Origin of the sequence: Methylobacterium sp. WL64, from assembly GCF_008039945.1 — a bacterium.
Lineage (GTDB): Bacteria > Pseudomonadota > Alphaproteobacteria > Rhizobiales > Beijerinckiaceae > Methylobacterium.
Genome location: NZ_VRVA01000037.1, coordinates 1 through 26,583, shown reverse-complemented (window position 1 = coordinate 26,583; position 26,583 = coordinate 1). Strand labels below are relative to the sequence as shown.

Genomic DNA, 26,583 nt, shown 5'->3' with positions numbered 1-26,583 from the left:
GGTCGCGGCGTCATCCGTTCCACGGCGCCGATAAAAATAACCGTCGCCCTCAACGGGGTGCGGCGGCGCGGGCAAGGCGGTCGCGGATCGCCTCGCCCAGGCCGTCCGGGGGGATCGGCACCACCGCGATGGTGGCGGCCCCGGAGGTATCGAGCGTGCGCAGCGCCCCGAACAGGCGGGACGCCGCCTCCGCCGGATCGCCTGCCGGGCTCAGGTTCAGGCTCACGCGGGCCTCCGCGTGACCCTCGGGCCGCCCGGCCCCGAACAGCAGCACGGCCTCGCCGGGCTCGACGCGCGTCACGTCGAGGCGCACCCGCGCCCGGGGCGCGTAATGCGAGGCGAGCATGCCGGGGCCCGCCGGCCGCTCGGCATCGTCCATCACGGGACCCACCGGCTCGAAGCCCAGCACGGCGCGCAGCGCCGCCCGGGTGATCCCGCCCGGGCGCAGCAGGCGCGGGATGCCGTCGAGACACGCCACGACCGTCGATTCGACGCCCACCTGCGTGTCCCCGCCATCGAGCAGGGCGGCGATCCGCCCGGCGAGGTCATCGAGCACGTGATCGGCCCGGGTCGGGCTGACGCGGCCCGAGCGGTTGGCCGAGGGCGCCGCCACCGGACGGCCGACGGCCTCCAGCAGGGCGCGGGCGGTCGGATGTCCGGGGACCCGCAGGGCGACGCTGGACAGGCCGGCCCGGGCGAGGTCGCAGACCCGCGTACCCGGTCCGGCCGGAACCACGAGGGTCAGGGGCCCCGGCCAGAACGCCGCGGCGAGGCGCTGCGCGGATCCGTCGAAGCGGCCCTCGGCGAGCGCCGCATCGATGTCGGCCAGGTGGGCGATCAACGGGTTGAAGCGCGGCCGCTCCTTGGCGGCGAAGATCCGCGCCACCGCGGCGGCGTCGGTGGCGTCGGCGCCGAGCCCGTAGACCGTCTCGGTGGGGAAGGCCACGAGCTCGCCCGCCCGCAGCAGCGCCGCGGCCTGGGCGAGGCCGGCGGCGTCGGGGTCGAGCCGCCGGGTCGCGGCCGGGACCGTTGACCCGGGATCGTTCATGCGGGAAGCCGTCGCGAAGTGATGGCGGCGCGCCCGTCGCGCGCCTATCCTGGGGCCGCCGTAGCCCCGGTGCCCGGGCGCGGTCAAACCCGCCCCGGGCTGAACGCATGGGCGGCCGACAGGGGCGGCCGAGAGGAGCGACGACCCGATGAGCTACCGCGCCCCCGTTCCCGAGATGCTGTTCACCCTCCGGCACGTGGCCGGGCTGGACGGATTCGACCCGGCCGACGCCGAGGCGATCCTCACCGAGGCGGGGCGGATCGCCGGACAGGTGCTGGCGCCGCTGAACCGGGTCGGCGACCGGCACGGCACCCCGTTTGCCGACGGATCCGTCACCACGCCCCCCGGCTGGCGCGCGGCCTACCGCACCTTCACGGACGGGGGCTGGAACGGCCTCTCGGCCGAGGCCGACCATGGCGGCCAGGGCCTGCCGAAGCTGGTCGAGGCCGCCTGCACCGAGATGTGGAACGGCGCCAACCTCGCCTTCGGCCTCTGCCCGCTGCTCACCCAGGGCGGCATCGAGGCACTCGCGGCCCACGGCTCCGAGGACCTGAAGGCGCGCTACCTGGAAAAGCTCATCACCGGCGAATGGCCCGCCACCATGAACCTGACCGAGCCGCAGGCGGGCTCGGACCTCGCCCTGCTGCGCACCCGGGCCGAGCGCGCCGGCGACGGCACCTACCGGATCACCGGAGCCAAGATCTACATCACCTACGGCGAGCACGACCTGGCGGACAACATCGTCCACCTCGTGCTGGCCCGCCTGCCCGACGCGCCGGCCGGCACCCGCGGCATCTCGCTGTTCCTTGTGCCCAAGGTGCTGCCGGACGGGTCCGTCAACGACCTGCGCTGCTCCGGCGTCGAGCACAAGCTCGGCATCCACGCCTCGCCGACCTGCTCGATGGCGTTCGGCGATCACGGCGGCGCGGTCGGCTGGCTGATCGGGCAGGAGAACAAGGGGCTGGCCTGCATGTTCACGATGATGAACGCGGCCCGGCTCAATGTCGGCCTGCAGGGCGTCGGCGTCGCCGAGGCCGCGACCCAGCGGGCGCTCGCCTACGCGCAGGAGCGCCGGCAGGGCCGGGCGGTGGGCGCGGCCGAGCCGACGAGCCCGATCGTCGCGCATCCGGACGTGCAGCGGATGCTGCTGACCATGAAGGCCTATACGGCGGCGGCGCGCGGGATCTGCTACCTCACGGCCGCCGCGCTCGACGCTTCCCGGGGCCCGGAGGGGCAGGCCGCCCTCGACCGGGCCTCCCTGCTGACCCCGGTGGCCAAGGCCTTCTCGACGGATCTCGCCAACGAGGTGACCTCGCTCGGCGTGCAGGTCCATGGCGGCATGGGCTTCGTCGAGGAGACCGGCGCGGCCCAGCTGATGCGCGACGCCCGCATCCTCGGCATCTACGAGGGCACCAACGGTATCCAGGCCATCGACCTCACCGCCCGCAAGCTGCCGCTGAACGGCGGCGCGACAGTCCGGTCGCAGATCGCCTGGATGCGGCGGGCCGCGGAGGGGCTGCTCAAGGCGGGCGATCCCGCCTTCGGCCACATGGCGGCGCGGCTGCGCGACGGGATCGGCAGCCTCGACCGGGCGACCAGCCACCAGCTCGCGGCGCTGACCTCCAACCGCCCGAACGCGGCGCTCGCCGGCGCGACCCCGTATCTGCGCCTGTTCGGCCTCGCCCTCGGCGGCGCCTGCCTCGCCCGCAGCGCGCTCGCGGCCGCCGCCGACCTGAAGGCCGGCGAGACGGACCCGGCCCTGGCCGCCCGGATCGCGCTGGCCCGGTTCTACGCCGAGAATCTTCTGGTAGCCTCGGGTGGGCTTGAGCAGAGCGTCGTCGAAGGCGGGACCTTCACCGACGATGCCGCGCTGGCGCTGGCGGTTTGAGGGGGCGGACATGGCCGACACCATCGCGATCACCGACCTCGAAGGCGGCGTCCGCCTGATCACCCTGAACCGGCCGGAGAAGAAGAACGCCCTCACGGGGGCGATGTACGACGCGATGCGCGCGGCCCTGGCGGAGGCGGATGCGTCCGAGGGCATCGGCGCCGTAGTCTTCGCCGGGCAACCCGGGATGTTCAGCGCCGGCAACGACCTTGCCGACTTCATGGGCAGCGCCGCGGGCGGTTTCAGCGCCTCGCCGGCCCTGGCCTTCATCCGCCAGCTCGCCCGCACCCGCACGCCGATGGTGGCGGCGATCGACGGGATTGCGGTCGGCATCGGGGCGACGCTCAGCCTGCATTGCGACCTCGTCTATGCCAGCCCGGCAGCGCGGCTGCGCATGCCGTTCGTGGAACTCGGCCTCGTGCCGGAGGCGGCCTCGAGCTACCTGCTGCCCCGGCGGGTCGGGCGCCTCAAGGCGACGGAGCTGCTGCTCCTGTCCAGCCCGCTCGACGCCGACGAGGCGCTGGCACTGGGCCTCGTCAACGCGGTGCTGCCGGCCGACATGCTTCTGGAGCAGGCCATCGCCCAGGCGGCCAAGCTCGCGGCCCTGCCGCGCGGCGCGCTGGCGGCGTCCCGGGCGCTGATCCGCGGTGACCAGGCGCAGGTCGAAGCGGCCCTGGAGGCGGAGGCGCGGGCCTTCGACGCGCAGCTGCGCTCGCCCGAATCCCAGGAGCGGCTCGCGGCCTTCCTGACGCGTGCCAAGCCCGCCGCGTCGGCGTGAGCACGCCCCCCGATCTGTCCCACAAGATCTGCCTGGTCGCCGGTGCCTCCCGGGGCGTCGGGCGGGGCCTGGCCCGGGCCCTCGGCGAGGCCGGGGCCACCGTGATCGTCACCGCCCGCTCCAGCGAGACCGGCCCGCGCACCGAGATGCGGCCGGAATCGATCGAGGACACCGCCCGCCTGGTCGATGCAGCCGGCGGGCGCGGCCATCACTACCTCTGCGACCACCGCTCGGAGCGGGCCACGGATGAGCTGATTCATTGGGCGCTGCGCCGGTTCGGGCGGATCGATGTCGCGGCCTGCAGCGTCTGGGGCGGCAACGAGGGCTACGACGGCGAGCGCTACCCGGACGGGGCCGGCTGGGGCACGCCGTTCTGGCGCCGGTCGGCCGAACCGTATCTGGGGTTCCTCCAGGCCGGGCCGCTGCCGGCGCTGCTGCTCGCCCGGGCGGTCGCCCCGTCCATGGTGGCGGCGCGGTCCGGCTTGATCGCGCTGGTCTCGTTCGGGACCGAGGATTACCTCGGCGACGTGTTCTACGATTCCGCCAAGGCTGCGACCAACCGGCTGGCGCTCGCCTTCGGGCAGGACCTCGCGCCCTACGGCGTGACCGCGCTCGGCCTCTCGCCGGGCTTCGTCGCCACCGAGCGGGCCCGGGATCTCGGGCAGGACGAGCGGGCCACCGAGGGGCCGCTCTATGCCGGCCGGGCGCTCGCCGCCTTGGCCGCCGACCCAGACGTCGCCACCCGGGCCGGAGCCGTGCTGCACGCGGGCGACCTCGCCCGGATCTACGGCTTCAGCGATGCCGACGGTACCCAGCCGGAGCGCTTCCGCGTCGGGCCCTGACCGCCCCGCCGAAACCGGTTCGACCCGCCGCGGGAGCGAAAAACGGCCTTAATTCTCCGGCACGCTCGTCCGTAATTGGCCGCTTCGGCACTTCGGTGTTTGAGCCGGCTCACTTCGGTGCGACGAGGAAAACAAGCATGTCGGATGCGAATACAGCCCCGCGCGTGCTGATGGTATTCCCCAAGTTCTACGAAAACTCGATGTGGAACTTCAAAGAGGCCATGGAGCTGCAGGGCGCCCGCGCACCCGCGCCGCCGCTGGGCCTGATCACACTGGCCGCGATGCTGCCGCCGGCCTGGCAGGTGAGCTTGGTCAACCGCAATTGCGAGGACCTCACCGACGCGCAGATCCTGGCGGCCGACCTGGTGATGACCGGCGGCATGCTCCCCCAGGAGCCGGACTGCCTCGTCGTGATCGACAAATGCGCGGCGCTCGGCGTCCCGGTCTGCGTCGGCGGCCCGGCCCCGACCTCGACCCCGGAGATCTACGACAAGGCCGACTTCCTGGTGCTGGGCGAGGCCGAAGGCATCCTCGCCACCTTCGTGGAGGCCTGGGAATCCGGCGCCCGCCGCGGCCGGTTCACCGCGGAGAAGTTCAAGGCGGACGTCACGACCAGCCCGATCCCGCGCTTCGACCTCCTGAATTTCAGCCACTACCTGTATATCGGTGTCCAGTTCTCGCGCGGCTGCCCGTTCACCTGCGAGTTCTGCGACATCATCGAGTTGTACGGTCGCTCGCCGCGCACCAAGACCACGCCGCAGATGCTGGCGGAACTCGACCGGCTCCACAGCCTCGGCCATCGCGGCCATGTCGACTTCGTGGACGACAACCTGATCGGCAACAAGAAGGCGATCAAGCTGTTCCTGCCGCACCTCATCAAATGGCAGGAGGCGCACGGCTACCCGTTCAAGTTCTCCACCGAGGCCTCGCTGAACCTCGCGGACGACGACGAGCTGCTCGGGATGATGCGGGACGCGAACTTCTTCGCCCTGTTCACCGGGATCGAGACGCCCGACGAGGCGACGCTGATCCAGACCCAGAAGAAGCAGAACACCAAGCGGTTGATCGCCGACAGCGTGCACAAGCTCTACGAGCACGGCATGTTCGTCACCGCCGGCTTCATCGTCGGCTTCGACACCGAGAAGGACAGCATCAGCAAGGCGATGTCGCTGTGCATCAGCCAGACCGGCATCCCGATCGCGATGGTCGGCCTCCTCTACGCGATGCCGAACACCCAGCTCTCGCGCCGCTTGCGCAAGGAAGGCCGCCTGTTCGAGAACTTCGCCTACACCACCGCCGAGCAAGGCGACCACTGCACGCAAGGGCTCAACTTCGTGACCCTGCGCCCGCAGCAGGACGTGCTCGCCGATTACCGGGACGTGCTGGCCGAGATCTACGACCCGCCGAACTTCTTCGCGCGCGTCCGCGAGATCTCCCGCCGGGTGAAGCGGCCCAAATTCGCGGCCCACAAGCTCGACTGGCGCCACGTCGCGCGCGATCTGGGGTCGCTGCTGCGGATCTGCTGGCGGATGACCGTGCGACGGCCCGAGCTGGCCAAGCACTTCTGGGGCGTGTTCCTGCAGACCGCCCGCCACAATCCGGCGGCCCTGGAGGCGGTGGTCACCAACATGGTGATCTACCTCCACGTCTACCCGTTCTCGCGCTACGTGATCCGCGAGATCAACGGCCGGATCGCCGAACTCGAAGCCGGCCGCTGGGTGTCGCCCCCGATCCTGGCCCCCGAAAAAGACAGCGGCGCCAAGGCCGCCCCGGTCGGCAAGGTGGTCGCCCGCGCCGAGGTCAAGCACCTCGCCGCGGTGGCCTGACCGGCCGCGCCGGCGTTACGCCGCGCGCACCGTCTGCAGGAAGGCGCCGATCTCCCGGCGCAAGGCCTCGGATTGCGCCGACAGGCTCTCGGCCGAGGCGAGCATCCGGGTGGCGGCCGTGCCGGTCTCGTCGGCGGCGCGGGCGACCGCGTCGATCGTGCCGGTGACCGAACCGGTCCCGGCGGCCGCGTCGGCGATGCTGCGGGCGATTTCCTGGGTCGCCGCGCCCTGCTGCTCGACCGCCGCCGCGATGGACGTCGCCACCCCGTCGATCTCGCGGATCCGGCCGGTGATGCCGTCGATGGCGTCCACGGTCTGGCCGGTCGCGCCCTGGATCCGGCCGACCTGCGCGGTGATCTCGTCGGTCGCCTTGGCGGTCTGCGCGGCCAGCGCCTTCACCTCGGACGCCACGACCGCGAAGCCGCGCCCGGCCTCGCCGGCCCGGGCTGCCTCGATCGTGGCGTTCAGGGCCAGCAAGTTGGTCTGGCCGGCGATGTCGGAGATCAGCCGCACCACGTCGCCGATCCGGCCCGCGGCCTCCCTCAGCTCCTGAACCAGGCCGGCGGTCCGGCCGGCCTGACCGACCGCGCCCCGGGCCAGGTCGGCGGAGCCGTCGACCTGGCGGCCGATCTCCTGCACCGAGGCGCCGAGCTCCTCGGCCGCCACCGCCACCGTGCCGACATGGGCGGTCGCCTCCTGTGCGGCGCTCGCCACCGTGGCCGAGCGCTCGGCCGTGCGGGTCGCCGTGCTGGTCATGGCCTCGGCATTGGAGCGGAGATCGAGCGCCGCCTCCGTCACCGCCGCCAGGACGCCACCGATCGCGGCCTCGAAGCCATCGGCCATCTCCTGGACGGCCCGCCGCCGCTGCGCCTCGGCGCCGGCCTGGGCGAGCGCCGTCTCCTGCTCGAGGGCGCGGGTGTGAATCAGGTTGTCCTTGAACACCTGGACGGCCGCCGCCATCGCGCCGATCTCGTCCCGGCGGCCGGTGCCGGGGATCGCCACGGCGGCGTCGCCCTCGGCCAGGCGGCCCATGGCGCCGGTCATCCGCTGGATCGGGCGGGCGATGCCGAACAGGGCGAACAGCATCGCCGCCGCCGCGACCGCCAGCGCCACCGCGGTCGCGACCAGGGCGGTGAGCTTGGCCGAGGTCGCATTGTCGGCGGTGGCGGCGACGTTCCCGTCGGTCTGCGACCGGGCCAGCGCGATCGCCTCGGTGAGGCTGCCGACCGCCGCATCGTTCTGGGCGCCCGTCTCCGGGTCGAGGACGAGCTTGAGGGCGCCGTCCCGGTCGCCGGCGATCATCAGCTCGACAACCTGGAGCTGGATGTTCTGGTAGGCGTTCCAGGCGCCGGTGAACCGCTCGTAGGTCTCGCGCGCCTTCGGAGTCGCGAGGCGGCCCTGGTAGGCCTGGCGCAGTTCGGACAACGCCCCGAGGCCGTCGGTCAGCGCCGTCTGGTTCTTGTCGAGGGTCGCGAAGTCCGGCGATCCCGCGACCAGCCGGTACAGCTTCAGCCGCACGTCGCGCACCGCCATGCCGATGGCCTCGGCCTCGTTCTGGGCCGGAAGCCAGACCTGCGAGACCTCCTTGGCGTCCTGTTCGATCTCGGACAGGCGGACGACGCTGACGACCCCCTGGCCCGCAGCCGCGAGGGCCAGCAGGCCGATGGCTCCGCAAAGGACGGTCTTCAGAGAGAATCGCATCGGGGCTTCCGTCGTCGCGGCCAGCCGCGCTTCCGGGTGCAAGGATCTCCGGGATATATCTTAACGTTTTATCTGCGGCCGGAAACTATTCGCGACTAAAGCCACTTCTTCCAGCGAAAGAAAACGTAGGGCAGGATCGCGGCAACGAACATCATCACCACGGCCATGGGGTAGCCGAACGGCAGTTCCAGTTCCGGCATGGACTTGAAGTTCATGCCGTAGATCGAGGCGATCAGCGTCGGCGGCATGAATACGACGGCCATGACCGAGAACAGCTTGATGATGTTATTCTGCTCGAGGTTGACTAGGCCGAGCGTCGCATCAAGCAGGAATTGAATTTTCGTGGACAGGAAGGTGGCGTGCTCTTCCAGCGATTGAAGATCGCGCAGGGTCGAGCGGACATCCTCCCGAAGGTCGCGGGGTGCCTTGTTGGTCCGATAGGTCGCCGACAGCGAAAGCAGGATCCGCTCCATCGAGACCAGGCTCTCGCGCTGCTTCGAGATCAGGTCACCATGGCGTCCGAGCGCCCGCAGGGTATCCTGAAGGGCAGTGTTGCGGGCGGACGGGTCGTCCTGCACTTCGAAGATCTTGCCCGACAGCCGATCGATCCGCTCGCCCTGGAGCTGGAGCACGTCCGCGGCCCGGTCGATCACCGCCTCGATCAGCCCGGCCAGGATGGCCTCGCCGGAGACCGCGGAGGCGCTGCCGTTGCCGGTCGTGCGGCCGGCCCGCTGGGTGTACATCCGGAAGGCCTGGGGTTCCTCGTGGCGCACGGTCACGAGGCGGCTGCCGCGCAGGATGAAGGTGATGCCGGCCAGCCCGGGCTCCTCGGCATCGCTGACCTTCGAGAGCACCCGCCCGGTCATGTAGCGGGCACCCTCCTCGACGTAGAGCAGCTCCGAGGGCTCGATGTCCTTCATCTCCTCGCGGGTCGGCACCTCGATGCCGGCGAAGGCCTCGACCTTGAGTTCCTCCTCGCGGCTCGGGCGAATCAGGTCGAGCCAGACGGTGTCCTCGGGGATCGTGTCCTGGAGATCGACGATTCGGCGCTCAAGCAGCGAGGATCCGGCGCCGGTTGAGGGCTGGTGGATGAAAATCACGACGGTGTCTCGGGTGCAAAACGGTCACTGGGCGGCGCCGGGTCCGATCCGCATCCGGCACGGCGGCTCCAAGCGCAAGCTGTGCCGTGGGTGTGGCGTTGTTTTCTGACGCTTCCGTGACATCGCGGCCCGCATCGACGAAGCGGTGCCGTCAGGCCCGACGTTCAGTTGCAGCCTTCGCAGACGCTGTCCTCGATCTTGTCGGTCAGGGCGCGCTCGCGCCGCTGCTCCCGCCGCGACGGAATCTCGCCCGCGCCCAGCGACGTACCGGGCGGCATCGTCACGCCGAGGCTGTTGGTGTTCGGCGCCGTGATCGTCGATTGCGGCCCTCCGCCGATGCCGGTCTCATCGGCGGCGCGCGGCTGAGCCGCCAGCGTGGCCGGCAAGGCGAGGCTCAGCGCGGGGAGGCTCAGCACGACGAGGGCGAACAGGCGGATCGAGGCTGTGGTCATGACACCTCCAGTCATCGTGAGAAGGTCAGAATCTACAGCAAGTTGCAAGCCTGCAATCCGCAATCCTTCCCGCCGCAAGCTTCTCGATCTTGTGAGCCTCTCGATCTTGCTCGCCTCAGCGACGGCGCGGGGCCTCGCGCCGGAACACGCCGACCATCTCGACATGGTCCGAATGCCGGAACTGGTCGACCGGCGTCACCGATTCGAGCTGGAACCCGCCGGCCGTGAGCGTCGCCGCGTCCCTCGCGAAGGTGCCGGTATCGCAGGACACGCCGATCGCCACCGGCACCCGCGAGGCGGCGATCTGCCGGGCCTGGGCCTCGGCGCCGGCCCGGGGCGGGTCGAACACGACCGCGTCGAACCCGTCGAGTTCCGTGGGCAGCAGCGGCCGGCGGAACAGGTCCCGGCGCTCGGTGGTGATCTGGCGCAGGCCCGTCGCGGCCCGGGCCGACCGGTCGAGCCCGCCGAGCGCCGCCGCATCCGCCTCGACGGCGTGGACCGCGGCTGTCCGCGCCATCGCCAGGGCGAGGGGTCCGCAGCCCGAGAACAGGTCGGCGACCCGCCGCGGACGGCGCCCCAAGGCCGCCACGCTCAGCGCGGTGAGGATGGCCTGCCCGGCCGCAGTCGCCTGCAGGAAGCCCCCGGGCGCCGGATAAAGGCGGCTTTCGGCATCCGTGACCGAGACCGGCTCGGCCTCCATCAGGCGCTCGCCGTGGAGCGACAGCCGGGCCAAGCCCAGCTCGCCCGCGATCCGAACCAGCGCGGAGGCAACACCGCCGGTCACCGGGCCGTGTCCACGCAGGTCGATGTCGAGGCCCTGGTCGGTGGCGGTCACGGCGACGTCCAGGGGCTTACGGCCGTGGCCCAGCGGCCCGGCGAGCCGGCGCGCCACCGCGGGGGCCGGATGCAGGGCCGGCACCGTGATCGGACAATGGTCGATCGGCACGAGCGCGTGGCTGCGCGCCGCCATCAGGCCGGCCTCGCCCTGTCCGTCGATCTCCCGAACGTGCAACGTGATGCGGCGGCGCCCGGCCCCGTGCGCGTCGATCGCGGCCCCCGGCTCGACGCCGAGACGGGCCTGCGACAGGGCCTGCGCGACGAGGCCGCGCTTCCAGGACAGCTCCGCGGCGGGCGCGAGATGCTGCGTCCGGCAGCCGCCGCAGCGCATGTAATAGGGGCAGAACGGCTCGACCCGGTCGGGGGAGGGCTGCACGATGCCGACCAGCTCGGCTCGCTTTCCCTCCCGGCGGATCGTCACCCGCTCGCCGGGCAGCGTGTAGGGGACGAGGATCCCGTCCTCCGCGATGCCGTCGCCACGGGCACCGAGCTCCCGGATCGTGACCGTTTCGCTCATGACAGGTTTGCGCCGATCAAAAATTCGGAATTGCCGTCGCCACCCGGCACGGGCGAATCGATCAGGCCCAGAATCGTCGCGCCGAGCCCCTCCAGCACGAAGCGGACGGCATCGCAGACCTCCGCGTGGACGGCCGGATCGCGCACGAGGCCGCCGCGCCCCACGCGCTCGCGCCCGGCCTCGAATTGCGGCTTGACCAGCGCGACGATCGCGGCGCCGGGAGCGAGCAGCGCCGGCAGGGCCGGCAGCACCAGCCGCAGGCCGATGAAGCTCACGTCGACGCTCGCCATTGCGGGCCGCGGCACGAGCCGCGCCGGATCGAGGGCGCGGATATCGGTTCCCTCCAGGCTGGTGACGCGGGAATCCGCGGCCAGCCGCGGATGCAGCTGCCCGCGGCCGACATCGACCGCGTGGACATGGGCGGCGCCACGGGCGAGCAGCACGTCCGTGAAGCCGCCGGTCGAGGCGCCGACGTCGAGGCAGACGAGGCCCGCGGGATCCAGCCGGAACGCGTCCAGCGCCGCCGCGAGCTTCAGCCCGCCCCGGGAAGCGTAAGGGTGCTCGGGGGCGGCCTCGATCCGCGCCCCCGGGGGGATCGCCTCCGAGGGCCGTGCCAGCGGCCGGCCGTCCACCCGCACCAGCCCGGCCCGGATCGCGGCCTGCGCCCGCGCGCGGCTCTCGAAATGGCCGTGCTCCACCAGGAACAGGTCGGCCCGCTTTGGCGCAGGCGCGCGGTGCGCGGGCGCTCCGCCTGCCGGTATGGGCCGTTCTCCGGTCATCAGGGCTTTACAGGCTCGCGTCAGGGCTACGGCAAAGGTTTCGGGGGCCGGCCCTGTCGAAGGGGCGGCGTGCCCCCTACCTAGACCGGGCTGGAGAGGAGAGCTACCGTATGACACGCATCCTGCCGCTGCTCGCGCTGCTGGGACCCTTCGCGGCGAGCGGCGCCTTCGCCCAGGAGCCGGCAGCCCCCAAGCCGACCGAGACGTTCCAGGCGCCGGTCAAGAACGCCAAGGGCGACCCGATCGGCACGATCGCGATCCGCGACGGCGCCAACAGCCTCGTGTTGCGCGTCGCCATCCAGCCCGGCGGATTGCCGCCCGGCTGGCACGGCATGCATTTCCACGCGGTCGGCGATTGCTCGGATCCGAAATTCCTGAATTCGAAGGCCCACGTGAACCACGACCAGAGCAAGCACGGCCTGCTCAATCCGGATGGACCCGACGAGGGCGACCTGCCGAACCTCTACGTGGCGCAGGACGGCTCGGGGAATGCCGAGGTGACCAGCGAGACGCCGCTCACCGGCGAGGGCGGCCTCAAGGACGGCGACGGCTCGGCGCTGATCATCCACGCCAACGAGGACGACCACACGACCCAGCCGATCGGCGGCGCCGGCGACCGGGTCGCCTGCGCGGTGATCAAGTAGGGCCTCGTCCAGAACGGCGGATTTCGGCTTTCGGGACGCGGCGATGCGCGAGCGCCGGTCAGGCGGCGTTCGGCGAGGGCACCAGGGGCGGGATCGGGCGCGGGCGCCCGGCCTCGTCGATCGCCACGAAGGTGAGGGTGGCCTGCGTCACCCGCTCGCGGACCTGGGTGCAGAACCGGCGCGCCCAGGCCTCGACCTCGATCTTCATCGAGGTGCGGCCGACATGCGAGACCCGGGTGTAGACGCACAGCACGTCGCCGACCCGGACCGGGCGGATGAAGGTCATCGCGTCGAGGGCCACGGTGACGACCCGGCCCTGGGCCCGGTCCACGCCGGCGATGCCGCCCGCCTGATCCATCTGGGTCAGCACCCAGCCGCCGAAGATGTCGCCGTTGGCGTTGGTGTCGGCCGGCATCGCGATGGTCCGGACCGTCAGGTCCCCCCGCGGCAGGTCCGCGTCGGGGGGCGGCGCCTGCTCACCCTCGAGGTTCGCGCGTGCGACGTGCTGCATGCCGTCCATCCGCCTGTCTCGCGCGCCGTCAGGAAAGGATGCCGGCGAGCTTGAGCCCGGCCGCCAGCAAGATGGCGGCTGCGCCCAGGATGCATTCGAACGGGATCGATTGCCAGAGGTCCGGCGTCGCGGCCGTGGGCTCGGCGCGCTGCGCGATATCGTTCATCGGGTTTCCTCCCGGGCAGGCCGATCTGTCGCCGGCGCGTCCCGTTCCTGCATTATACGGCATGGAGACCGGCTACGCATCTCGAATCAGCGCATGGAAAAGCCCGGCGGCTCGTGGGAGCCGCCGGGCCTGTCAGCGTCGTGGACCGCTCAGTAGAAGAACCGGCGACGGTAATAGGGGCGACGGTAGAACGGGCGCGGGCCGTAATAGAACCGGCGGCGGTAGTACGGACGGCGGTAGAACGGGCGCGGGCCATAGAACCGACGGCGGTAGTAGTACTGGGCCTTCTGGGCTACGGCCGGCGCGGCGTCGGCGGGCAGGGCGATGCCCGGACCGACCGGCGCGGCCGATGCGCCCTGCGGCGCCGCGGCCGCAAAGCCCAGCACCAGCAGGGCCGCGAGCAGGAATTTCCTCAGCACGTCTCGACTCCCTTCGCGTGATTGCGTCTTCGACGACGAACCGCACGCGGGACGAGAGCCCGGTCGGCGGTCCGAAACGCTGCAACGCACGGGCGATGGGAAGCGTTGCAGCGTAACCGCTACGGAGATTCGGACAGGGTTTATTTTTATCCCGGCCCCGTAGGCGGCCCGCTGCGCCGGGACGCAGCGTGCCGCGCCGACCCCGCGATCAGGCGATCTTGGTGGTCATGTCCTCGATGCGGGCCTCTGTGCTCTGGCGGACGAGGGCGATGCCGTGCTCGCAATCCTCGCGGCGAAGGTAGCCCTCTCCGGAATCCGCGATCACCTCGCCGTTGCGCGCGCGCAGGCGCCAGCGCCACTCGCCCTTGGCATCCCGATAGAGTTCGAACCGCATGGTGCAGCCTCTCGTCCGACGTGTCGGTGAGATGGGACGCCCCGCGCAAAAAAGAAGCCGCCCCGGGAGGTTCCCCGAGGCGGCGTCCGTACCGGTCTAGACGAATCCCGGTCTCAAAAGGTCGAGACCTTTCGCGGGAGCAGGGCAGAGCCCTGCGGATCTCTCAGTGGTTCCGGCGTGGAACCCTGTCGTCAGGAGCGGGGCGACCGCTCCAGCCAGCCGATGGTGCGGCCTTCGCCGTTGCCGCTGCCGGCGCTGCGCGGGCGGGCATCGGCCCGCTGGGGCCGGCTGTCCCGCGCCGGGCGCGCCTGCTGCTGGGCCGGGCGCTCGCCCTGCGGACGGGCGGGCCGGTCCGAACGGGCCTCGCGTCCCTGCGGGGCGGGACCGCGACCGTCGCCGCGGCCGCCTTCCGGACGGCCCTGGCGCGGCGCACCCTGACCCTGGCCGCCGCCGCCGAAGCCGCGGCCGCCTTCCGGACGGCCCTGCTGGGGACGGCCCTGCTGCGGACGGGACCGCTGACCCGGACGGCCACCGGCCGGACGCTGCTGCTGGCGCTCGGGCCGACGCTCCTCCTCGCGGGCGATCTCGGCCGCTTCCTGACGGGACGGCGGCGAGAAGCCCTCGGGGAAGCCGGCGACCGGCACGCTCTGGCGGGTCAGCCGCTCGATGTCGCGCAGGTAGGCCCGCTCCTCGTCGTTGCAGAACGAGATCGCCAGACCGGTCGCCCCGGCGCGCGCGGTGCGGCCGATGCGGTGGACGTAGCTCTCCGGCACGTTCGGCAGATCGAAGTTGATTACGTGGCTGACGCCGTCGACATCGATGCCGCGGGCCGCGATGTCGGTGGCCACCAGAACCCGGCAATCGCCGTCCCGGAAGGCCTGGAGCGCCCGCTCGCGCTGCGGCTGGCTCTTGTTGCCGTGGATCGCGGCGCCGGCGATGCCGGCCTTGTCGAGGCCGCGCACGACCCGATCCGCGCCATGCTTGGTGCGGGTGAAGACCAGGACGCGGTCGATGGCCGAATCCCGCAGGATGTGGGCGAGCAGCGCCTGCTTCGCGCCGGTGTGGGCGAAGATGACCGTCTGCTCGACGCGCTCGGCCGTGGTGGCGACCGGGGTCACGGCGACCTGCACCGGATCCTTCAGGTATTGGCTGGCGAGCCCGGCGATGTTCTTCGGCATGGTCGCCGAGAAGAACAGGCTCTGGCGCTGGGCCGGCAGCAGCTTCACGATGCGCTTGAGGGCGTGGATGAAGCCGAGGTCGAGCATCTGGTCGGCCTCGTCGAGGACCAGGATCTCGACGCCCTCGAGGGTCAGGGAGCGGCGCTCGATCAGGTCGATCAGGCGGCCCGGGGTGGCGACCAGGATGTCGACGCCCGGAGCCAGCGCCCGCTCCTGGCGGCTGATGGTGACGCCGCCGAACACCACCGTGGTGGTGTAGGACAGGTGGCGCCCGTAATCCGAGAAGGACTCGGCGATCTGGTTGGCGAGCTCGCGGGTCGGCGAGAGCACCAGCACCCGGCAGCCGCGGCGCGGGGCCCGGCGGTCCGAGAGCGAGAGGCGGTGCAGGATCGGCAGCGCGAAGGCCGCGGTCTTGCCGGTGCCGGTCTGGGCGATGCCGCAGAGGTCGCGGCCCTCCATGGCCGGCGGGATCGCCTGGGCCTGGATCGGGGTCGGCGTGACGTAGCCAGCCTCGCCGAGCGCCCGCAGCACGGGCTGGGCAAGGCCGAAATCGGTGAATTGGGTCAAAGAAATATCCGATGCAGCAGGGCCGGCCGGGCGCTTCGCGTTCGGTGCGAGCAGCGCAGAAATCTGGTCGGTCCGTTGGCAGGGGGCAGCCCGCGTGATGGGGCGGCCCGGGTGCATGCACGTTATGAAGAGGGGGGCCGGATCACGCCGGAAGGCGCCCGATCCGTCACGCAGCCCCCTCAAGCGGGCCATGACGGCCGCTGACGCTGCATCGCCGATATGCGGGTGTGCGCCTGCGAAGTCAATGCATCGCTTGGCGCGGGATGACATGGCACCGATCGCCTGGGTGCACGGCTCGGCGCCGCCGCTAGGCCTGTCCGAGGTGGATCGCTCGCGCGATCGCTGCCGGATCCCGCAATGCCGGGCAGGCTCAGGCCGCTTTGCGCCGCGTCTGATGGTAGAGGCCCGCCGTCAGACCCGCGAACAGCACCAGGCCGCCGATCAGCGCGGGGCCCGCGAACCCATCGCCCGCCAGCGCCAGGACGGCATCGTTGCCCGCGATGTAGACGATCAGCGCGAAGGCGACGCCCCACAGGCTCTCGCCGACGATCAGGCCAGTCGCCGTCAGGATGCCCAGTCGGACCGCCCGCTCCGGATCGGCCCGGCGGCGCGCCCAGCGCTCGTAGACCGTGCCGATCACCGCGCCGGCCACCAGGGGCACGACCAGCGTCATGGGCAGGTAGATCCCGAAGGCGGTGGCCAGCGGGGGCAGGCGGAGACGCTTCAGCCGGCCGAGGGTCTCGTCCAGCGCGACCAGCCCCAGGCCGGCGGCCGCGCCCCAGCCCAGCATGCGCCAGTTGCCCTCGCCCGAGAGCACGCCCTTGGCCAGGGTCGAGATCAGGCCGGCCTGCGGCGCGGCCAGCGCGTTCGGCCCGGCCCCGGGCGTCCCGACGAAGCCGAAGCTCGTCGCCAGCACGTTGAGTACCGGCGGGATGATCGCCGACCCGAACACCACCCCGACGACCAGCGCCGCCTGCTGCTTCCACGGCGTCGCCCCGACCAATTGGCCGGTCTTGAGATCCTGCAGGTTGTCGTTCGCGATGGCGCAGATGCTGAACACGATGCCGGTGACGGTCAGCACGTAGGCGACGAGCGCCCCGCCGCTCTGCGCATCCCCGTCGCGGCCGAGCAGCCCCAGCAGCATCGCCGAGCTCGCCAGCGCGGCCAGGATGCCGATCCCCGAGAGGGGCGAGTTGGACGAGCCGATCAGCCCGGCCATGTAGCCGGTCACGGCGGCCACCACGAGCCCGATCACCAGGACGAACAGCAGGCCGCCCGCGACTAGCAGGACGCCATAGCGCTCCAGGCTCGTGCCGGCGAGGACGTCCCACAGCAGCCAGCCGATCGGCAGCAGAAGGCTCGCCGAGACCACGAGGACGACCGCGATCGGCAGATCGCGCTCCTCGAGCGCCAGCGTCGCGCCGGCGTGGCGCGCCCGCCCGGTCGCGAAGGCCGAGCGGATGCCGCCCAGCACCGGGCGCGCGATCCGGATCAGCGTCCAGAGCGCGGCCACGCCCATCACGCCGGCGCCGAAGAACCGCACCTCCTGCCGGAACGCCGCGCCGACCCAGGCCTCGACACTGACGTCCGGCATCGGCTGCTGCGCGGTCAGGATCGGGACCAGCACGGCCCAGCCGATCGCCAGCCCGAGCGCCATCGCGGCTCCCACCGACAGGCCGACCAAATGGCCGACGCCCAGCAGCGCGAGGGACAGGTTGCCGGCGATCCCGGTCGCGCCCGCGCCGACGCGGAACCAGAGCGCGGCGCTGTCGAGCACCAGCCGGGTCTGCGCCAGCGCCGCGAAGCCGGCCGAGGCCAGGCTGTTCCAGACCAGGATGCGCAGGCCCAGCGCGCTGTCCGCCTGCCCGGCGGCGCCCTGGGTGCCGAGCGCCAGCACCTCCGCGGCGGCCCGCCCCTCGGGGTAGGGGAGGTCCAAATCGACCACGAGGGCGCGGCGCAGCGGCACGGACAGCATCACGCCCAGGATCCCGCCCGTGGCGGTGATCCCCGCAGTGGTGAGCCACGGGAACCCGTGCCACCAGCTGATCATCACCAGGCCCGGCAGCACGAAGATGATGCACGAGAGCGTGCCGGCCGCCGAGGCGACAGTCTGGACGATGTTGTTCTCCAGCATCGTCGCGCCGGGCAGGTGCCGCAGCACCGCCATGGAGATGACCGCGGCCGGGATCGATGTGGCGAAGGTGAGCCCGATTTTGAGGCCGAGATAGACGTTGGCGGCGGTGAACAGCAGCGTCAGCGCGCCGCCGAGCAGGAGGCCGCGCCAGGTCAGTTCGGCCGGTTGAGCGCCGCTGGACATGCGAATCGGGTTCCGGAAGCCAAGGTCCCGATTTTATCGGTAGGCGGCTGAGAGATGCAACCGTCCTTCCCGTGTCCGTGTAAGTATTTATTCAATATCGATGTGATTATTTATATCAGCAACATCAAAAAATACGCCGGAAGACAGAAATTATGGTTCCGATATTGGACGATCGATATTTCATGCGATCGAACATCTAGCCTCGCGCGAACACCCCGCACCGTGGGCGTGGTCGGAGCGGTGTGGGAGCGTCGAGACTGCCGGGCGATGACGAGCGCCTTGCCGAGGCGGTGTCCGCCCGTCTGTGGTTGACGTTCCACCACGGATGCCGGGCCTGGAAAGGGTTCGACTGTGAGTCGCTCGGCCGCCTGCACGCGAAGGGGCCGAGCGCCGATCCGGTCGGCCGGGCCAAGTCCGTGGTGCTGGCGTGGTGCTGACTGGGGAAGGCCTGCGCCGATCCGAAGCGCTGTTCACCCGCAACGATTGAACGGTTCGCCTCTGCGGCCGAGCGCAGGGCTGCTGGCTGCAAAACGAAGGTCCGACACAATCAACGGCTGAAGCCGTGAACCCGACGGAACGCCGAGCGATCGCAGAAAAAACACCACAACAAACGTGTGGTGCGGCCAAGAGGACTCGAACCTCCACCCCTCGCGGGACTAGCACCTCAAGCTAGCGCGTCTACCAATTCCGCCATGGCCGCATCGGACGCGAAGATCCGCCCGTTCGCCCGACCGATGCGACCTCCGGGGAAACCCTCGGGTCGCCGTCATGTCGGGCGGCGCAGCGGATAACAGATCGATCCGCCGCCGACAAGCGCCGCGCTCAAACGGACGCGTAGTTGTCGTCCAGGAACGGCGTCGCGCTGTCGCCGATCGTGGTGCCGGGCTCGATGATCGCCGCCGCCTTGCGGATCAGCTCGGTCACCTCGACGGAGATGCGGTCGCCGGTGACCACGATCTGGCCGCGGGCGATCGGGTGGTCGTTGGCCAGGATCTCGACCATGTCGCTGTCGCTGGATTCCAGCTCGATCACCGCGCCGCGGCCCATGCGCAGGAGCATGTGCAGCGGCATCCGGGCCCGGCCCAGCACCACCGTCAGATCGACCTTCAGGGTCTCGAAGACCGCCACCGCTCGCCCATCCCGTCTCGCCGCCGACCTAGTGCACCCAAAGCTTGCAACCGCCGGCCGCGGATGTTGAAGGCTTCGACCATCGACGCAGGATGGTGAACTCTTGGTAAACGCGCCCCGTCTCACGGTCTCGCCCCATGCCTTCCCGACGCGGCCCGGCTCGGATCCGGTGGGCTGGCGCGTGAGCGACGCGCCCGTGGGCTACGCGGACGCGGTGGCCTGGATGGAGGCGCGCGTCGAGCGGATCGCCCGGGGCGCGGCGCCCGAATGCGTCTGGCTGCTCGAGCACCCGCCGCTTTACACGGCGGGCACCTCGGCGCGGTCCGAGGACCTCGTGGCGCCCGATCGGTTCCCGGTCCACGTCACGGGCCGGGGCGGCCAGTACACCTATCACGGCCCGGGCCAGCGGGTCGCCTACGTGATGCTGGACCTCGACCGCCGGAGCCGGGACCTGCGCGCCTACGTGGCGAGCCTAGAGGGCTGGCTGATCGAGACGCTGGCGGCCTTCAACGTCCGGGCCGAGCGCCGGGAGGACCGGGTCGGCGTCTGGGTGCGCCGCCCCGAGAAGGGGCCGGGGGTGGAGGACAAGATCGCGGCCATCGGCATCCGGGTGCGCCGCTGGGTCAGCTTCCACGGGATCAGCCTGAACGTCGAGCCGGACCTGTCGCACTTTGCCGGCATCGTGCCGTGCGGCGTGCGCGAGCACGGGGTGACGAGCCTGGTAGATCTCGGCCTGCCCGTGAGCCTGGCGGAGGTGGACATGCAGCTGCGCGCCGCGTTCGAAGAGATTTTTGGGGCCACGGTGAGCGAGGCGGCGGAGTAGCTACCGGCGATCAGAAATCCGCGTGCAATCGCGACGCGAAGAAGTGCGCCGGCCCGCGGTCGCGGTTGTAGCCGGGGTTGTTCACGAACTGGTAGTCGAAGGTCAGGGTCACGAACTTGGTCAGGTTAAGGGCGTAGTAGGTCTCCAGCGCCCGCTCGCTGCCGTAGTTGAGCCGCCCGTCCCCGACCAGCAGGCCGTAATAGCCGGCCGCGAAGGCGGCGCGGTGCGAGGGCGAGAGCCGGTTCATCGCCGTGCCGATGGCGACCGTGTCGTCCGGCCGGTCCCAGGCCTTGCCCTTCAGCGACAGGCCGCCGGAGAAGCTCTGGTCGATGTCGGTGAAGGAGATGTTCTCCGTGCGCCCGTCGTTCAGGCTGGCCCGGGCGAACAGGCCGAGTTCGGGCGTCAGCGCCTGCTCGAGGTTGATGTAGCCGCCGGTCTTCCGGCGCGGCTTGCGGGTCGCGAGGGCGGCATCGCTGCCGTTGTCGAACAGGCCGAGTTGCGTGAGGGTGACGAGCTCGCGGTTGTTGGCCGAGACCCCGACATTCGAGAACAGGCCGATGCGGATCTTGCCGGGCTGCTCGAGCCACGGGAGCACGTGGCGCTCCTCGAACTCGGCGTTCAGGCCGGCGCGCCGGAACACCCGCGGATCGAGCACGTCGCTCGACGGCTCCTTGGGCACCTGCGTGTAGGCGGCGCGGATCGCGAACTCCGGCCGGTTGTATTCGGCGTAGACCCCTTGCGTGAAACCCGGGAGGTTGGCCGGGAAGTCCCAGGCCGAAGCCCCCCACAGCGACCAGTTGAAGAAGTCGACCCGCGGGTCGTGGGCGTAGACGTTGCCGTCGAAGAAGTCGCCCAGGGCGAACTTGCCGGCGATCAGGGTGATCCGCTCCGCATCGTACCGGGTGGCGACCTGGTTCGGCCCGTCCGGCACCTCCACGGTCTCGCCGCCGAGGCCGATCGTCTGCTTCACGTAATAGCGGTTCGAGCGCAGCTTCGGGAACGGGGCGCCGGCCTTCTGCGCCTCTCCGTTGACGAAGCCCGCGACGCCCAGCGTCCGCGACAGGCCGAAGCCCTGGCTGAACTCGGGGTTGTAGTAGAGCTCGGTGCTGTCGGTGAGCTTGAGCCCGAGGAAGATGGTGGCCGTGGTGGTCTGCCGGGCCTGGTGCGGGATCAGGCTCTGCGCACCCTCGTAGGGCGAGCGGAAGCCCGGCACCCCCTGGGCGATCAGCGTCGTCTGCCCGTGCAGCGAGAAGCGCCCGGTCTCGCCGTTGTCGGGATCGTGCGGTGCGGTCTCGTCCGGATCGGGCGGAGCCTTCAGGCCGCCCGGGAACCACATCAGCCGCGCGAACAGCTGGTTCGAGGTGAAGCGCGCCCGGGACGTGACCGGACCGCCGTCATCCCCCGGTACGCTGCCCAGCGAGAAGCGCCGGCTGCCGCCGAGGTCGATGTAGCGGTAGTCGATCCCCAGGGCGAGCGAATCGCTGATCGCGTACTGGATGCCCGCGCCCAGGGTGAAGCCGAGATAGCCGCGTTCGCGACGCGCCGTGTTCTGGCCGCCCGCGTCGAGATCCGGGTAGTTCGCCAGGAACCGCGCGTTGGCGCCGGCGAGCCCGAACGACCCGTAGATGAGGTACCGGTCGAAGCTGTAGCCGATCCGGGCCCGGAGGGTGCCGTACAGGTCGGTCTTGGCGCGCACGATGTTGAAGGGCTGGTCGGCGTCCTCGTACCCGAAGCCCGTGATGGTCGAGGGCACTGGCCGCTTCAGGTTCGCCACGTCGAGGGTCGCCTCGGCTCCGTAGACCCAGGGGCCGGCCTGCCAGTTCCAGCCGCCGAACAGGCCCCCGACCGCCGTGGTGGCGTTGCGGCCCTGGTCGCTGCGGCCGGTGGAATCGCCGCTCTTGAACGCCGGGACAGCGCGGTTCCCGATCGCAGTCGGCCCGAAATTATAGGCTCCGTAGGACCCGCCCGCGCTGCCCTGGAGGCCGATATAGCCCCCCGACCAGTCGGTATAGGCGGGCAGGTCGGGCGCCGGGCGGCGCCCGGCGAGGTCGGCCGCGGCCGCCGGAACGGACGCGATCAGGGGCGCGGCCAAGACGAGGGCGGCGGCACGGAGGAGGGGCGCGGGACGGGGCGACATCGGACTCGCAGACAAGATATAGCACTTGCTATAATGAGGTTCGCGGACATGCAAGCCGTTTCGGGTCGCCTCGACCACAGGCCACATCGTTTCTCGTCCCGCGTCGTATTGTCGATGCCGTGCATGGCAGTGCCGTGACGATCTCCACATCTCTCCGGCGGTCAAGATACGCGCGGACACAGCCGGCGGAATAACTTCGCTCCACGCGCAGAAACTTGATACGTCTACAGGTAAAGACCAAGAACTATCACTCGTCAGAGCTGTAATGGCGTCAGATTAGAATTGTTATCATTTGATCTGTGCCGGTTTGCCTCTTTGAAATGCCTCGTGGGAGCGTTATGTGCATCGGCATGCGCGCTCCGACTCTCTTCCCGATTCTCCGCGGCCTGGCTGCGGGTGCCCTCCTGGCGACGGCGGGGGCCGCCGCGGCCAAGGAGGTGCCGATCGGTCCGCACGTGACCAAGAACGGCCTCGAGGTCGCGGCCGTCTACCTGCAGCCGATCGAGATGGACCCGCCCGGCATGATGCGCCAAGCCGCGCAGTCGGACCTGCATCTCGAGACCGACATCCGCGCCGCCAAGGACAACCGGAACGGTTTCGCGGAGGGCGATTGGGTGCCGGCCCTCGACGTCCGGTTCGAGGCGGTGAAGCTCGACGGCGACAAGCCCACGGACCAGAAGGTCGCGGGCCAGCTGATGCCGATGGTCGCCAACGACGGCCCGCATTACGGCGACAACGTCAAGCTGTTCGGTCCCGGCCGCTACCGCCTGACGGTCACGGTGGCCCCCCCCGGCAAGGACAGTCACTTCGGCCGCCACGTCGACAAGGAGACCGGGGTCGGCCCCTGGTTCGAGCCCTTCGACGTGACCCAGGACTTCACCTTCGCCGGCGTCGGCAAGAAGGGCGCCTACTGACAAGGCGGGCGCCTCCTGAACCGTAAGGATATCCGTGTCACGCTCGTCGCGCCCCGTCCGCTTCGCCGCCGCGTTCCTCGCCGTCTCCTGCGCGGATCTCCCCGTGCGCGCCGAGGACATGCCGGTCATCAAGGTGGAGATGCGCGACGGCGTGATCCTGCCGGCGACCATCGAGGTTCCGGCCAACACCCGGTTCAAGCTGGAGATCTCGAATACCGGGCAGTCGCCGGTGGAGTTCGAGAGCACGGAGCTCAAGCGCGAGAAGGCTCTGGCCGCCGGCTCGACCTCGTCGATCGTGTTCCGCACCCTCGATCCCGGCACCTACCAGGTGTTCGACGACTTCCATCCCGAGGCGAAGGCCACCCTGGTGGCCAAGTGAGCGGGTCCCGATGGTGACTGCCCCGACCCTCCTCGCGGAGGCGCCCTCGCGCCGGGACCTGCTCGACGAGCGGCTCGCCCGCTTCGGCGACTGGCTGCGGCAGCACGGTTGGATGATCCGGGCCGTGCAGTGGGTGATCGTCGGCGTCTACGGGGTGCTGGTGATCGTGCCCGCGCTGCTGCCGCTGCCCGACAACACCGCGCATATCTGGACCAACCTGACGCTGGCCGCGCAGTTCGCATTCTGGGGCATCTGGTGGCCGTTCGTGCTCCTGAGCATGGTGCTGGTCGGCCGGGCCTGGTGCGGCGTGCTCTGCCCCGAGGGCGCCCTGAGCGAGTTCGCCAGCCGCTGGAGCCGGGGCTACGCCGTGCCGCGCTGGATCACGTGGCAGGGCTGGCCGTTCCTGGCGTTCGCCGGCACCACGGTCTACGGGCAGATGACCAGCGTCTACGGCTATCCGAAGCCGGTGCTGGCCGTGCTCGGCGGCTCGACCGTCGCGGCGATCATCGTGGGCCTGCTCTACGGCCGCAACAAGCGGGTCTGGTGCCGCTACCTCTGCCCGGTCAACGGCGTCTTCGCCGTGCTCTCGAAGCTGGCGCCGGTGAGCTTCCAGGTCGACCGCGCCGCCTGGGCCGCCTCGCCCAAGCCCGCACAGGGCGCCGAGACGTTCAACTGCGCCCCGCTGGTTCCGGTCAAGGTCATGCGCGGCGCGGGCTCCTGCCACATGTGCGGCCGCTGCAGCGGCCATCGCGGCGCGGTGCACTTGGCCCTGCGTTCGCCCAACCACGAGATCGTCCACGTCGCCGGGAGCGAGCCGAGCCTGGAACAGACCGTGCTGATCCTGTTCGGCATGCTGGCCCTCGCGGTGGGCGCGTTCCAATGGTCGTCGAGCCCGTGGTTCGTCGAGGCCAAGCAGCTGGCCGCCACCTGGCTGATCGAGCACGGGACGACATGGCCGCTGGAGATGTCCGCGCCGTGGTTCATCCTGACGAACTACCCCGACCACAGCGACGTGATGACCCTCCTCGACGGCGGGTTGCTCCTGGCCTACATCGGCGCCGCGACCGTGTTTCTCGGGCTTGCGGTGTCGGGGATCGTGGCGCTCGCGACCGTGGCGCTCGGTGGATGGTCGCTCCGGCGCTTCCATCACCTGACGCAGACGCTGATCCCGGTGGCGGGCTGCGGCGTCTTCCTGGGCCTCTCGGCGCTGACCGTCACGTTCCTGCGCGGCGACGGCATCGTGATTCCGTACGTGTCGGAAATCCGGGCCGCCATGCTGATCGGGGCCGGCCTCTGGAGCGTGTGGCTCGCCTGGCGGGTCGCCGGCCTTGGGGCGGGTGGCCTTCAGCGGGCCGCGGCCACGGCCTGCATCGCCTCCGCGGTGACCCTCTCGGTCGCCAACTGGGTGCTTCTGTTCTGGGTCTGGTAGCGCGGTCCGCGTTCAACTGAGGAGAACGCCATGATCGGCGCGTTCATCATCGCCTTCCGCGAAGTCATCGAGGCGGGCCTGATCATCTCGATCGTGCTGGCGGCCACGCGGGGCATCCCCGGGCGGATGCGCTGGGTCCTTCTGGGCGTCGTCGGCGGCCTCGCCGGGGCCGGCCTCGTGGCGCTGTTCGCGGAAAAGATCTCCGACGCCTTCGAGGGCAGCGGCCAGGACATCCTCAACGCCGCGGTGCTGATCGTCGCGGTGCTGCTGCTGATCTGGCACAACACCTGGATGAGCAAGCACGGGAAGGAGCTCTCGGGCGAATTGCGGGCGGCCGGCGCTGCGGTGCGCTCGGGCGAGCGCGAGGCGGCCGCGCTCTCGATCGTCGTCGGCGCCGCGATCCTGCGCGAGGGCGCCGAACTCGTGCTGTTCCTCTACGGCCTCGTGGCGTCGGGCACCTCGGGCGCGGACATTCAGTTCGGCGCCTTCGCCGGCATCGGCGCCGGGATCCTCCTCTCCGCGGTGACCTATCTCGGCCTCGCCGCGATCCCGAGCCGCTACGTGTTCTCGATCACCAGCGTGCTGATCATCTTCCTGGCCGCAGGGCTCGCTTCGCAGGCCGCACAGTTTCTGGCCAATGCCGGTGTGGTGGATGTCCTCGGCCAGACCCTGTGGAACAGCTCCGGGGTGATCGCGGAGAATTCCTGGCCGGGCCGGGTGCTGCACGCCCTGGTCGGCTACACCGACCGGCCGACCGCCCTGCAGGGGCTGGTCTATCTCGGTACCATCGCGGTGATGGTCGGGCTGATGCAGTGGAGTTCCGCCGACAAGCGCCGGACGGTGCGCACCGCCTGAGGTCCAGGTTCCCAAAGGGCTCAGCCCTTTGGCGGGTCGTCAGGGCAGAGCCCTGATGATGGACCAGGGCTCCGCCCTGGACCCGCAAAAGGTCCCGACCTTTCGAAACCGCGATCAGGCGCCCGTCGCGACCGGGCGTGCCGTGTCGGCGCCCCATTCGGACCAGGAGCCGTCGTAGAGGCCACGGGCGGGCTGGCCCAGGGTCTCCAGCGCCAGCGCGATGATCGCCGCGGTCACGCCGGAACCGCAGGTGGTCACGATCGGCCGGTCGGGATCGATGCCGGCCTCCGCGAACACGTTCTCCAACTCCTCCGGGCTCTTCAGCCGGCCGTCCCGTTGAAGCGACGCGTAGTGCAGGTTGTGCGCGCCGGGCATGTGCCCGGGCCGTACGCCCGGCCGCGGCTCCGGCTCCTCGCCGCGGAAGCGGGTGGCCGAGCGGGCGTCGACCACCTGGGCCGAGCCGGTCTCCAGGGCCCGGGCGACGTCGTTGGCGTCCGCCACGGCGCCGTGGTCGAGCCGGGCGGTGAAGTGGCGCCGCTCGCGCGGGGCCGGGTCGCCGTCCTCGGTGGCGTAGCCCGCGGCGATCCAGGCCGGCAGGCCGCCATCCAGCACCAGCGCGTCGCGCACCCCGTAGGTCTTGAGCATCCACCAGACCCGCGGCGCCGAGAACAGGCCCTGGCCGTCATAGACGACGATCTGCATGCCGTCGCCGACGCCCAGCGCCCGCATCCGCGAGGCGAACACGTCGGAGCGCGGCAGCATGTGCGGCAGGCTGGATTCGGTGTCGCTCATGGCGTCGAGGTCGAAGCGCAGAGCCCCCGGGATGTGCGCGGCCCGATACTCGGCCGCGGCGTCGCGACCGGCGGCGGGCAGGTACCACGAGGCGTCGAGCACCACGATGTCGGGCGCCGCGAGGCGCTCGTGCAGCCATTCGGGGGTGACGAGGGGCGGGTG

25 protein-coding genes, 1 tRNA gene and 1 pseudogene are annotated in these 26,583 nt (G+C 70.9%); 11 read left to right on the top strand and 16 right to left on the bottom strand.

Annotated elements, in window-relative coordinates; genetic code table 11:
• Positions 1-49: 49 nt before the first annotated feature.
• Positions 50-1,048, bottom strand: coding sequence for an L-threonylcarbamoyladenylate synthase (locus FV242_RS16835; RefSeq protein ID WP_147939721.1), 999 nt, complete (start codon positions 1,046-1,048; stop codon positions 50-52).
• 148 nt (positions 1,049-1,196) lie between these two features.
• Here FV242_RS16835 and FV242_RS16830 point away from each other — a divergent pair, with 148 nt between their 5' ends.
• The 4 genes from FV242_RS16830 to FV242_RS16815 all read left to right on the top strand — a co-directional run bounded on the left by FV242_RS16830 (position 1,197) and on the right by FV242_RS16815 (position 6,382).
• Positions 1,197-2,936, top strand: a complete 1,740-nt coding sequence (locus FV242_RS16830) for an acyl-CoA dehydrogenase (RefSeq protein ID WP_147939720.1) — start codon at positions 1,197-1,199, stop codon at positions 2,934-2,936.
• A 10-nt stretch (positions 2,937-2,946) separates the two neighbouring features.
• On the top strand, positions 2,947-3,714 hold the full coding sequence (locus FV242_RS16825; RefSeq protein WP_147908987.1) for an enoyl-CoA hydratase-related protein: 768 nt from the start codon (positions 2,947-2,949) through the stop codon (positions 3,712-3,714).
• Positions 3,711-4,556 carry an SDR family NAD(P)-dependent oxidoreductase gene (locus FV242_RS16820; RefSeq protein ID WP_187193521.1) on the top strand — a complete coding sequence of 282 codons (846 nt, stop codon included), beginning with the start codon at positions 3,711-3,713 and terminating at the stop codon, positions 4,554-4,556. Before FV242_RS16825 ends, FV242_RS16820 begins: the two co-directional genes overlap by 4 nt.
• 137 nt (positions 4,557-4,693) lie before the next feature.
• Positions 4,694-6,382 (top strand): B12-binding domain-containing radical SAM protein, encoded by a 1,689-nt coding sequence (locus FV242_RS16815; protein WP_147939719.1) that lies wholly within the window; start codon positions 4,694-4,696, stop codon positions 6,380-6,382.
• A 15-nt stretch (positions 6,383-6,397) separates the two neighbouring features.
• Here the strand turns inward: FV242_RS16815 and FV242_RS16810 are convergent, their stop codons facing one another.
• From FV242_RS16810 to FV242_RS16790, 5 genes are all read right to left on the bottom strand, one after another.
• A complete protein-coding gene (locus tag FV242_RS16810; protein WP_147939718.1) occupies positions 6,398-8,083 on the bottom strand; it encodes a methyl-accepting chemotaxis protein in 1,686 nt (561 codons plus the stop codon).
• 95 nt (positions 8,084-8,178) lie between these two features.
• The gene (locus FV242_RS16805; RefSeq protein ID WP_147853632.1) at positions 8,179-9,183 is read right to left on the bottom strand and encodes a magnesium transporter CorA family protein; all 1,005 of its coding nucleotides are present in this window, start codon (positions 9,181-9,183) and stop codon (positions 8,179-8,181) included.
• Positions 9,184-9,347: 164 nt separating this feature from the next.
• Positions 9,348-9,635: a hypothetical protein gene (locus tag FV242_RS16800; protein WP_147939717.1), complete on the bottom strand. Its 288-nt coding sequence runs from the start codon at positions 9,633-9,635 to the stop codon at positions 9,348-9,350.
• Positions 9,636-9,750: 115 nt separating this feature from the next.
• On the bottom strand, positions 9,751-10,989 hold the full coding sequence (locus tag FV242_RS16795; protein ID WP_147939716.1) for a class I SAM-dependent RNA methyltransferase: 1,239 nt from the start codon (positions 10,987-10,989) through the stop codon (positions 9,751-9,753).
• Entirely contained in the window at positions 10,986-11,768 is a 783-nt protein-coding gene (locus tag FV242_RS16790; protein WP_246692742.1) for a TlyA family RNA methyltransferase, read from the bottom strand. The genes FV242_RS16795 and FV242_RS16790 overlap by 4 nt, the downstream gene beginning before the upstream one ends.
• Before the next feature lie 110 nt (positions 11,769-11,878).
• Between FV242_RS16790 and FV242_RS16785 the strand changes: the two genes are divergently transcribed.
• Positions 11,879-12,412: a superoxide dismutase family protein gene (locus FV242_RS16785; RefSeq protein WP_147897397.1), complete on the top strand. Its 534-nt coding sequence runs from the start codon at positions 11,879-11,881 to the stop codon at positions 12,410-12,412.
• 58 nt (positions 12,413-12,470) lie between these two features.
• Here FV242_RS16785 and FV242_RS16780 read toward each other — a convergent pair whose 3' ends face one another.
• The 6 genes from FV242_RS16780 to FV242_RS16760 form a co-directional block, all read right to left on the bottom strand.
• The gene (locus FV242_RS16780) at positions 12,471-12,923 is read right to left on the bottom strand and encodes an acyl-CoA thioesterase (protein WP_187278452.1); all 453 of its coding nucleotides are present in this window, start codon (positions 12,921-12,923) and stop codon (positions 12,471-12,473) included.
• A gap of 28 nt (positions 12,924-12,951) precedes the next feature.
• Positions 12,952-13,089: a hypothetical protein gene (locus FV242_RS34610; RefSeq protein ID WP_187193523.1), complete on the bottom strand. Its 138-nt coding sequence runs from the start codon at positions 13,087-13,089 to the stop codon at positions 12,952-12,954.
• A 149-nt stretch (positions 13,090-13,238) separates the two neighbouring features.
• Positions 13,239-13,508, bottom strand: coding sequence for a hypothetical protein (locus tag FV242_RS16775; protein ID WP_007566004.1), 270 nt, complete (start codon positions 13,506-13,508; stop codon positions 13,239-13,241).
• Between the two features lie 208 nt (positions 13,509-13,716).
• Positions 13,717-13,902 carry a DUF1508 domain-containing protein gene (locus tag FV242_RS16770; RefSeq protein WP_147857947.1) on the bottom strand — a complete coding sequence of 62 codons (186 nt, stop codon included), beginning with the start codon at positions 13,900-13,902 and terminating at the stop codon, positions 13,717-13,719.
• Between the two features lie 191 nt (positions 13,903-14,093).
• Positions 14,094-15,647, bottom strand: a complete 1,554-nt coding sequence (locus tag FV242_RS16765; RefSeq protein ID WP_147939715.1) for a DEAD/DEAH box helicase — start codon at positions 15,645-15,647, stop codon at positions 14,094-14,096.
• Between the two features lie 370 nt (positions 15,648-16,017).
• Positions 16,018-17,964, bottom strand: coding sequence for an OPT family oligopeptide transporter (locus tag FV242_RS16760; RefSeq protein WP_147939714.1), 1,947 nt, complete (start codon positions 17,962-17,964; stop codon positions 16,018-16,020).
• Positions 17,965-18,221: 257 nt separating this feature from the next.
• On the opposite strand from FV242_RS16760, the pseudogene FV242_RS16755 reads away from it, so the two are divergent.
• Positions 18,222-18,451, top strand: a pseudogene (locus FV242_RS16755) (DUF6429 family protein).
• Between the two features lie 128 nt (positions 18,452-18,579).
• Here FV242_RS16755 and FV242_RS16750 read toward each other — a convergent pair.
• Together FV242_RS16750 and FV242_RS16745 are read right to left on the bottom strand one after the other, a co-directional pair.
• Positions 18,580-18,664 (bottom strand) — tRNA-Leu (locus tag FV242_RS16750).
• Positions 18,665-18,786: 122 nt separating this feature from the next.
• Positions 18,787-19,092 (bottom strand): FliM/FliN family flagellar motor switch protein, encoded by a 306-nt coding sequence (locus FV242_RS16745; RefSeq protein WP_147910664.1) that lies wholly within the window; start codon positions 19,090-19,092, stop codon positions 18,787-18,789.
• Between the two features lie 103 nt (positions 19,093-19,195).
• Between FV242_RS16745 and lipB the strand changes: the two genes are divergently transcribed.
• The gene (gene lipB / locus FV242_RS16740) at positions 19,196-19,915 is read left to right on the top strand and encodes a lipoyl(octanoyl) transferase LipB (protein WP_147939713.1); all 720 of its coding nucleotides are present in this window, start codon (positions 19,196-19,198) and stop codon (positions 19,913-19,915) included.
• Positions 19,916-19,925: 10 nt separating this feature from the next.
• On the opposite strand, the gene FV242_RS16735 is transcribed toward lipB, so the two are convergent.
• Entirely contained in the window at positions 19,926-22,052 is a 2,127-nt protein-coding gene (locus FV242_RS16735; RefSeq protein WP_147939712.1) for a carbohydrate porin, read from the bottom strand.
• Positions 22,053-22,402: 350 nt separating this feature from the next.
• Here FV242_RS16735 and FV242_RS16730 point away from each other — a divergent pair, with 350 nt between their 5' ends.
• From FV242_RS16730 to FV242_RS16715, 4 genes are read left to right on the top strand one after another with little or no spacing between them, the layout of a single operon-like run.
• A complete protein-coding gene (locus FV242_RS16730; RefSeq protein ID WP_210248937.1) occupies positions 22,403-22,966 on the top strand; it encodes an iron transporter in 564 nt (187 codons plus the stop codon).
• 34 nt (positions 22,967-23,000) lie between these two features.
• Complete coding sequence (locus FV242_RS16725; RefSeq protein ID WP_147939711.1) at positions 23,001-23,345, top strand: cupredoxin domain-containing protein; 345 nt, start codon at positions 23,001-23,003, stop codon at positions 23,343-23,345.
• Positions 23,346-23,355: 10 nt separating this feature from the next.
• Complete coding sequence (locus FV242_RS16720) at positions 23,356-24,774, top strand: 4Fe-4S binding protein (protein WP_147939710.1); 1,419 nt, start codon at positions 23,356-23,358, stop codon at positions 24,772-24,774.
• A gap of 30 nt (positions 24,775-24,804) precedes the next feature.
• Positions 24,805-25,629, top strand: coding sequence for an FTR1 family protein (locus FV242_RS16715; RefSeq protein ID WP_147939709.1), 825 nt, complete (start codon positions 24,805-24,807; stop codon positions 25,627-25,629).
• A gap of 114 nt (positions 25,630-25,743) precedes the next feature.
• On the opposite strand, the gene sseA is transcribed toward FV242_RS16715, so the two are convergent.
• Positions 25,744-26,583 (bottom strand): 3-mercaptopyruvate sulfurtransferase (gene sseA, locus FV242_RS16710; protein WP_147939708.1); only part of this gene is annotated, 840 nt, incomplete at its 5' end.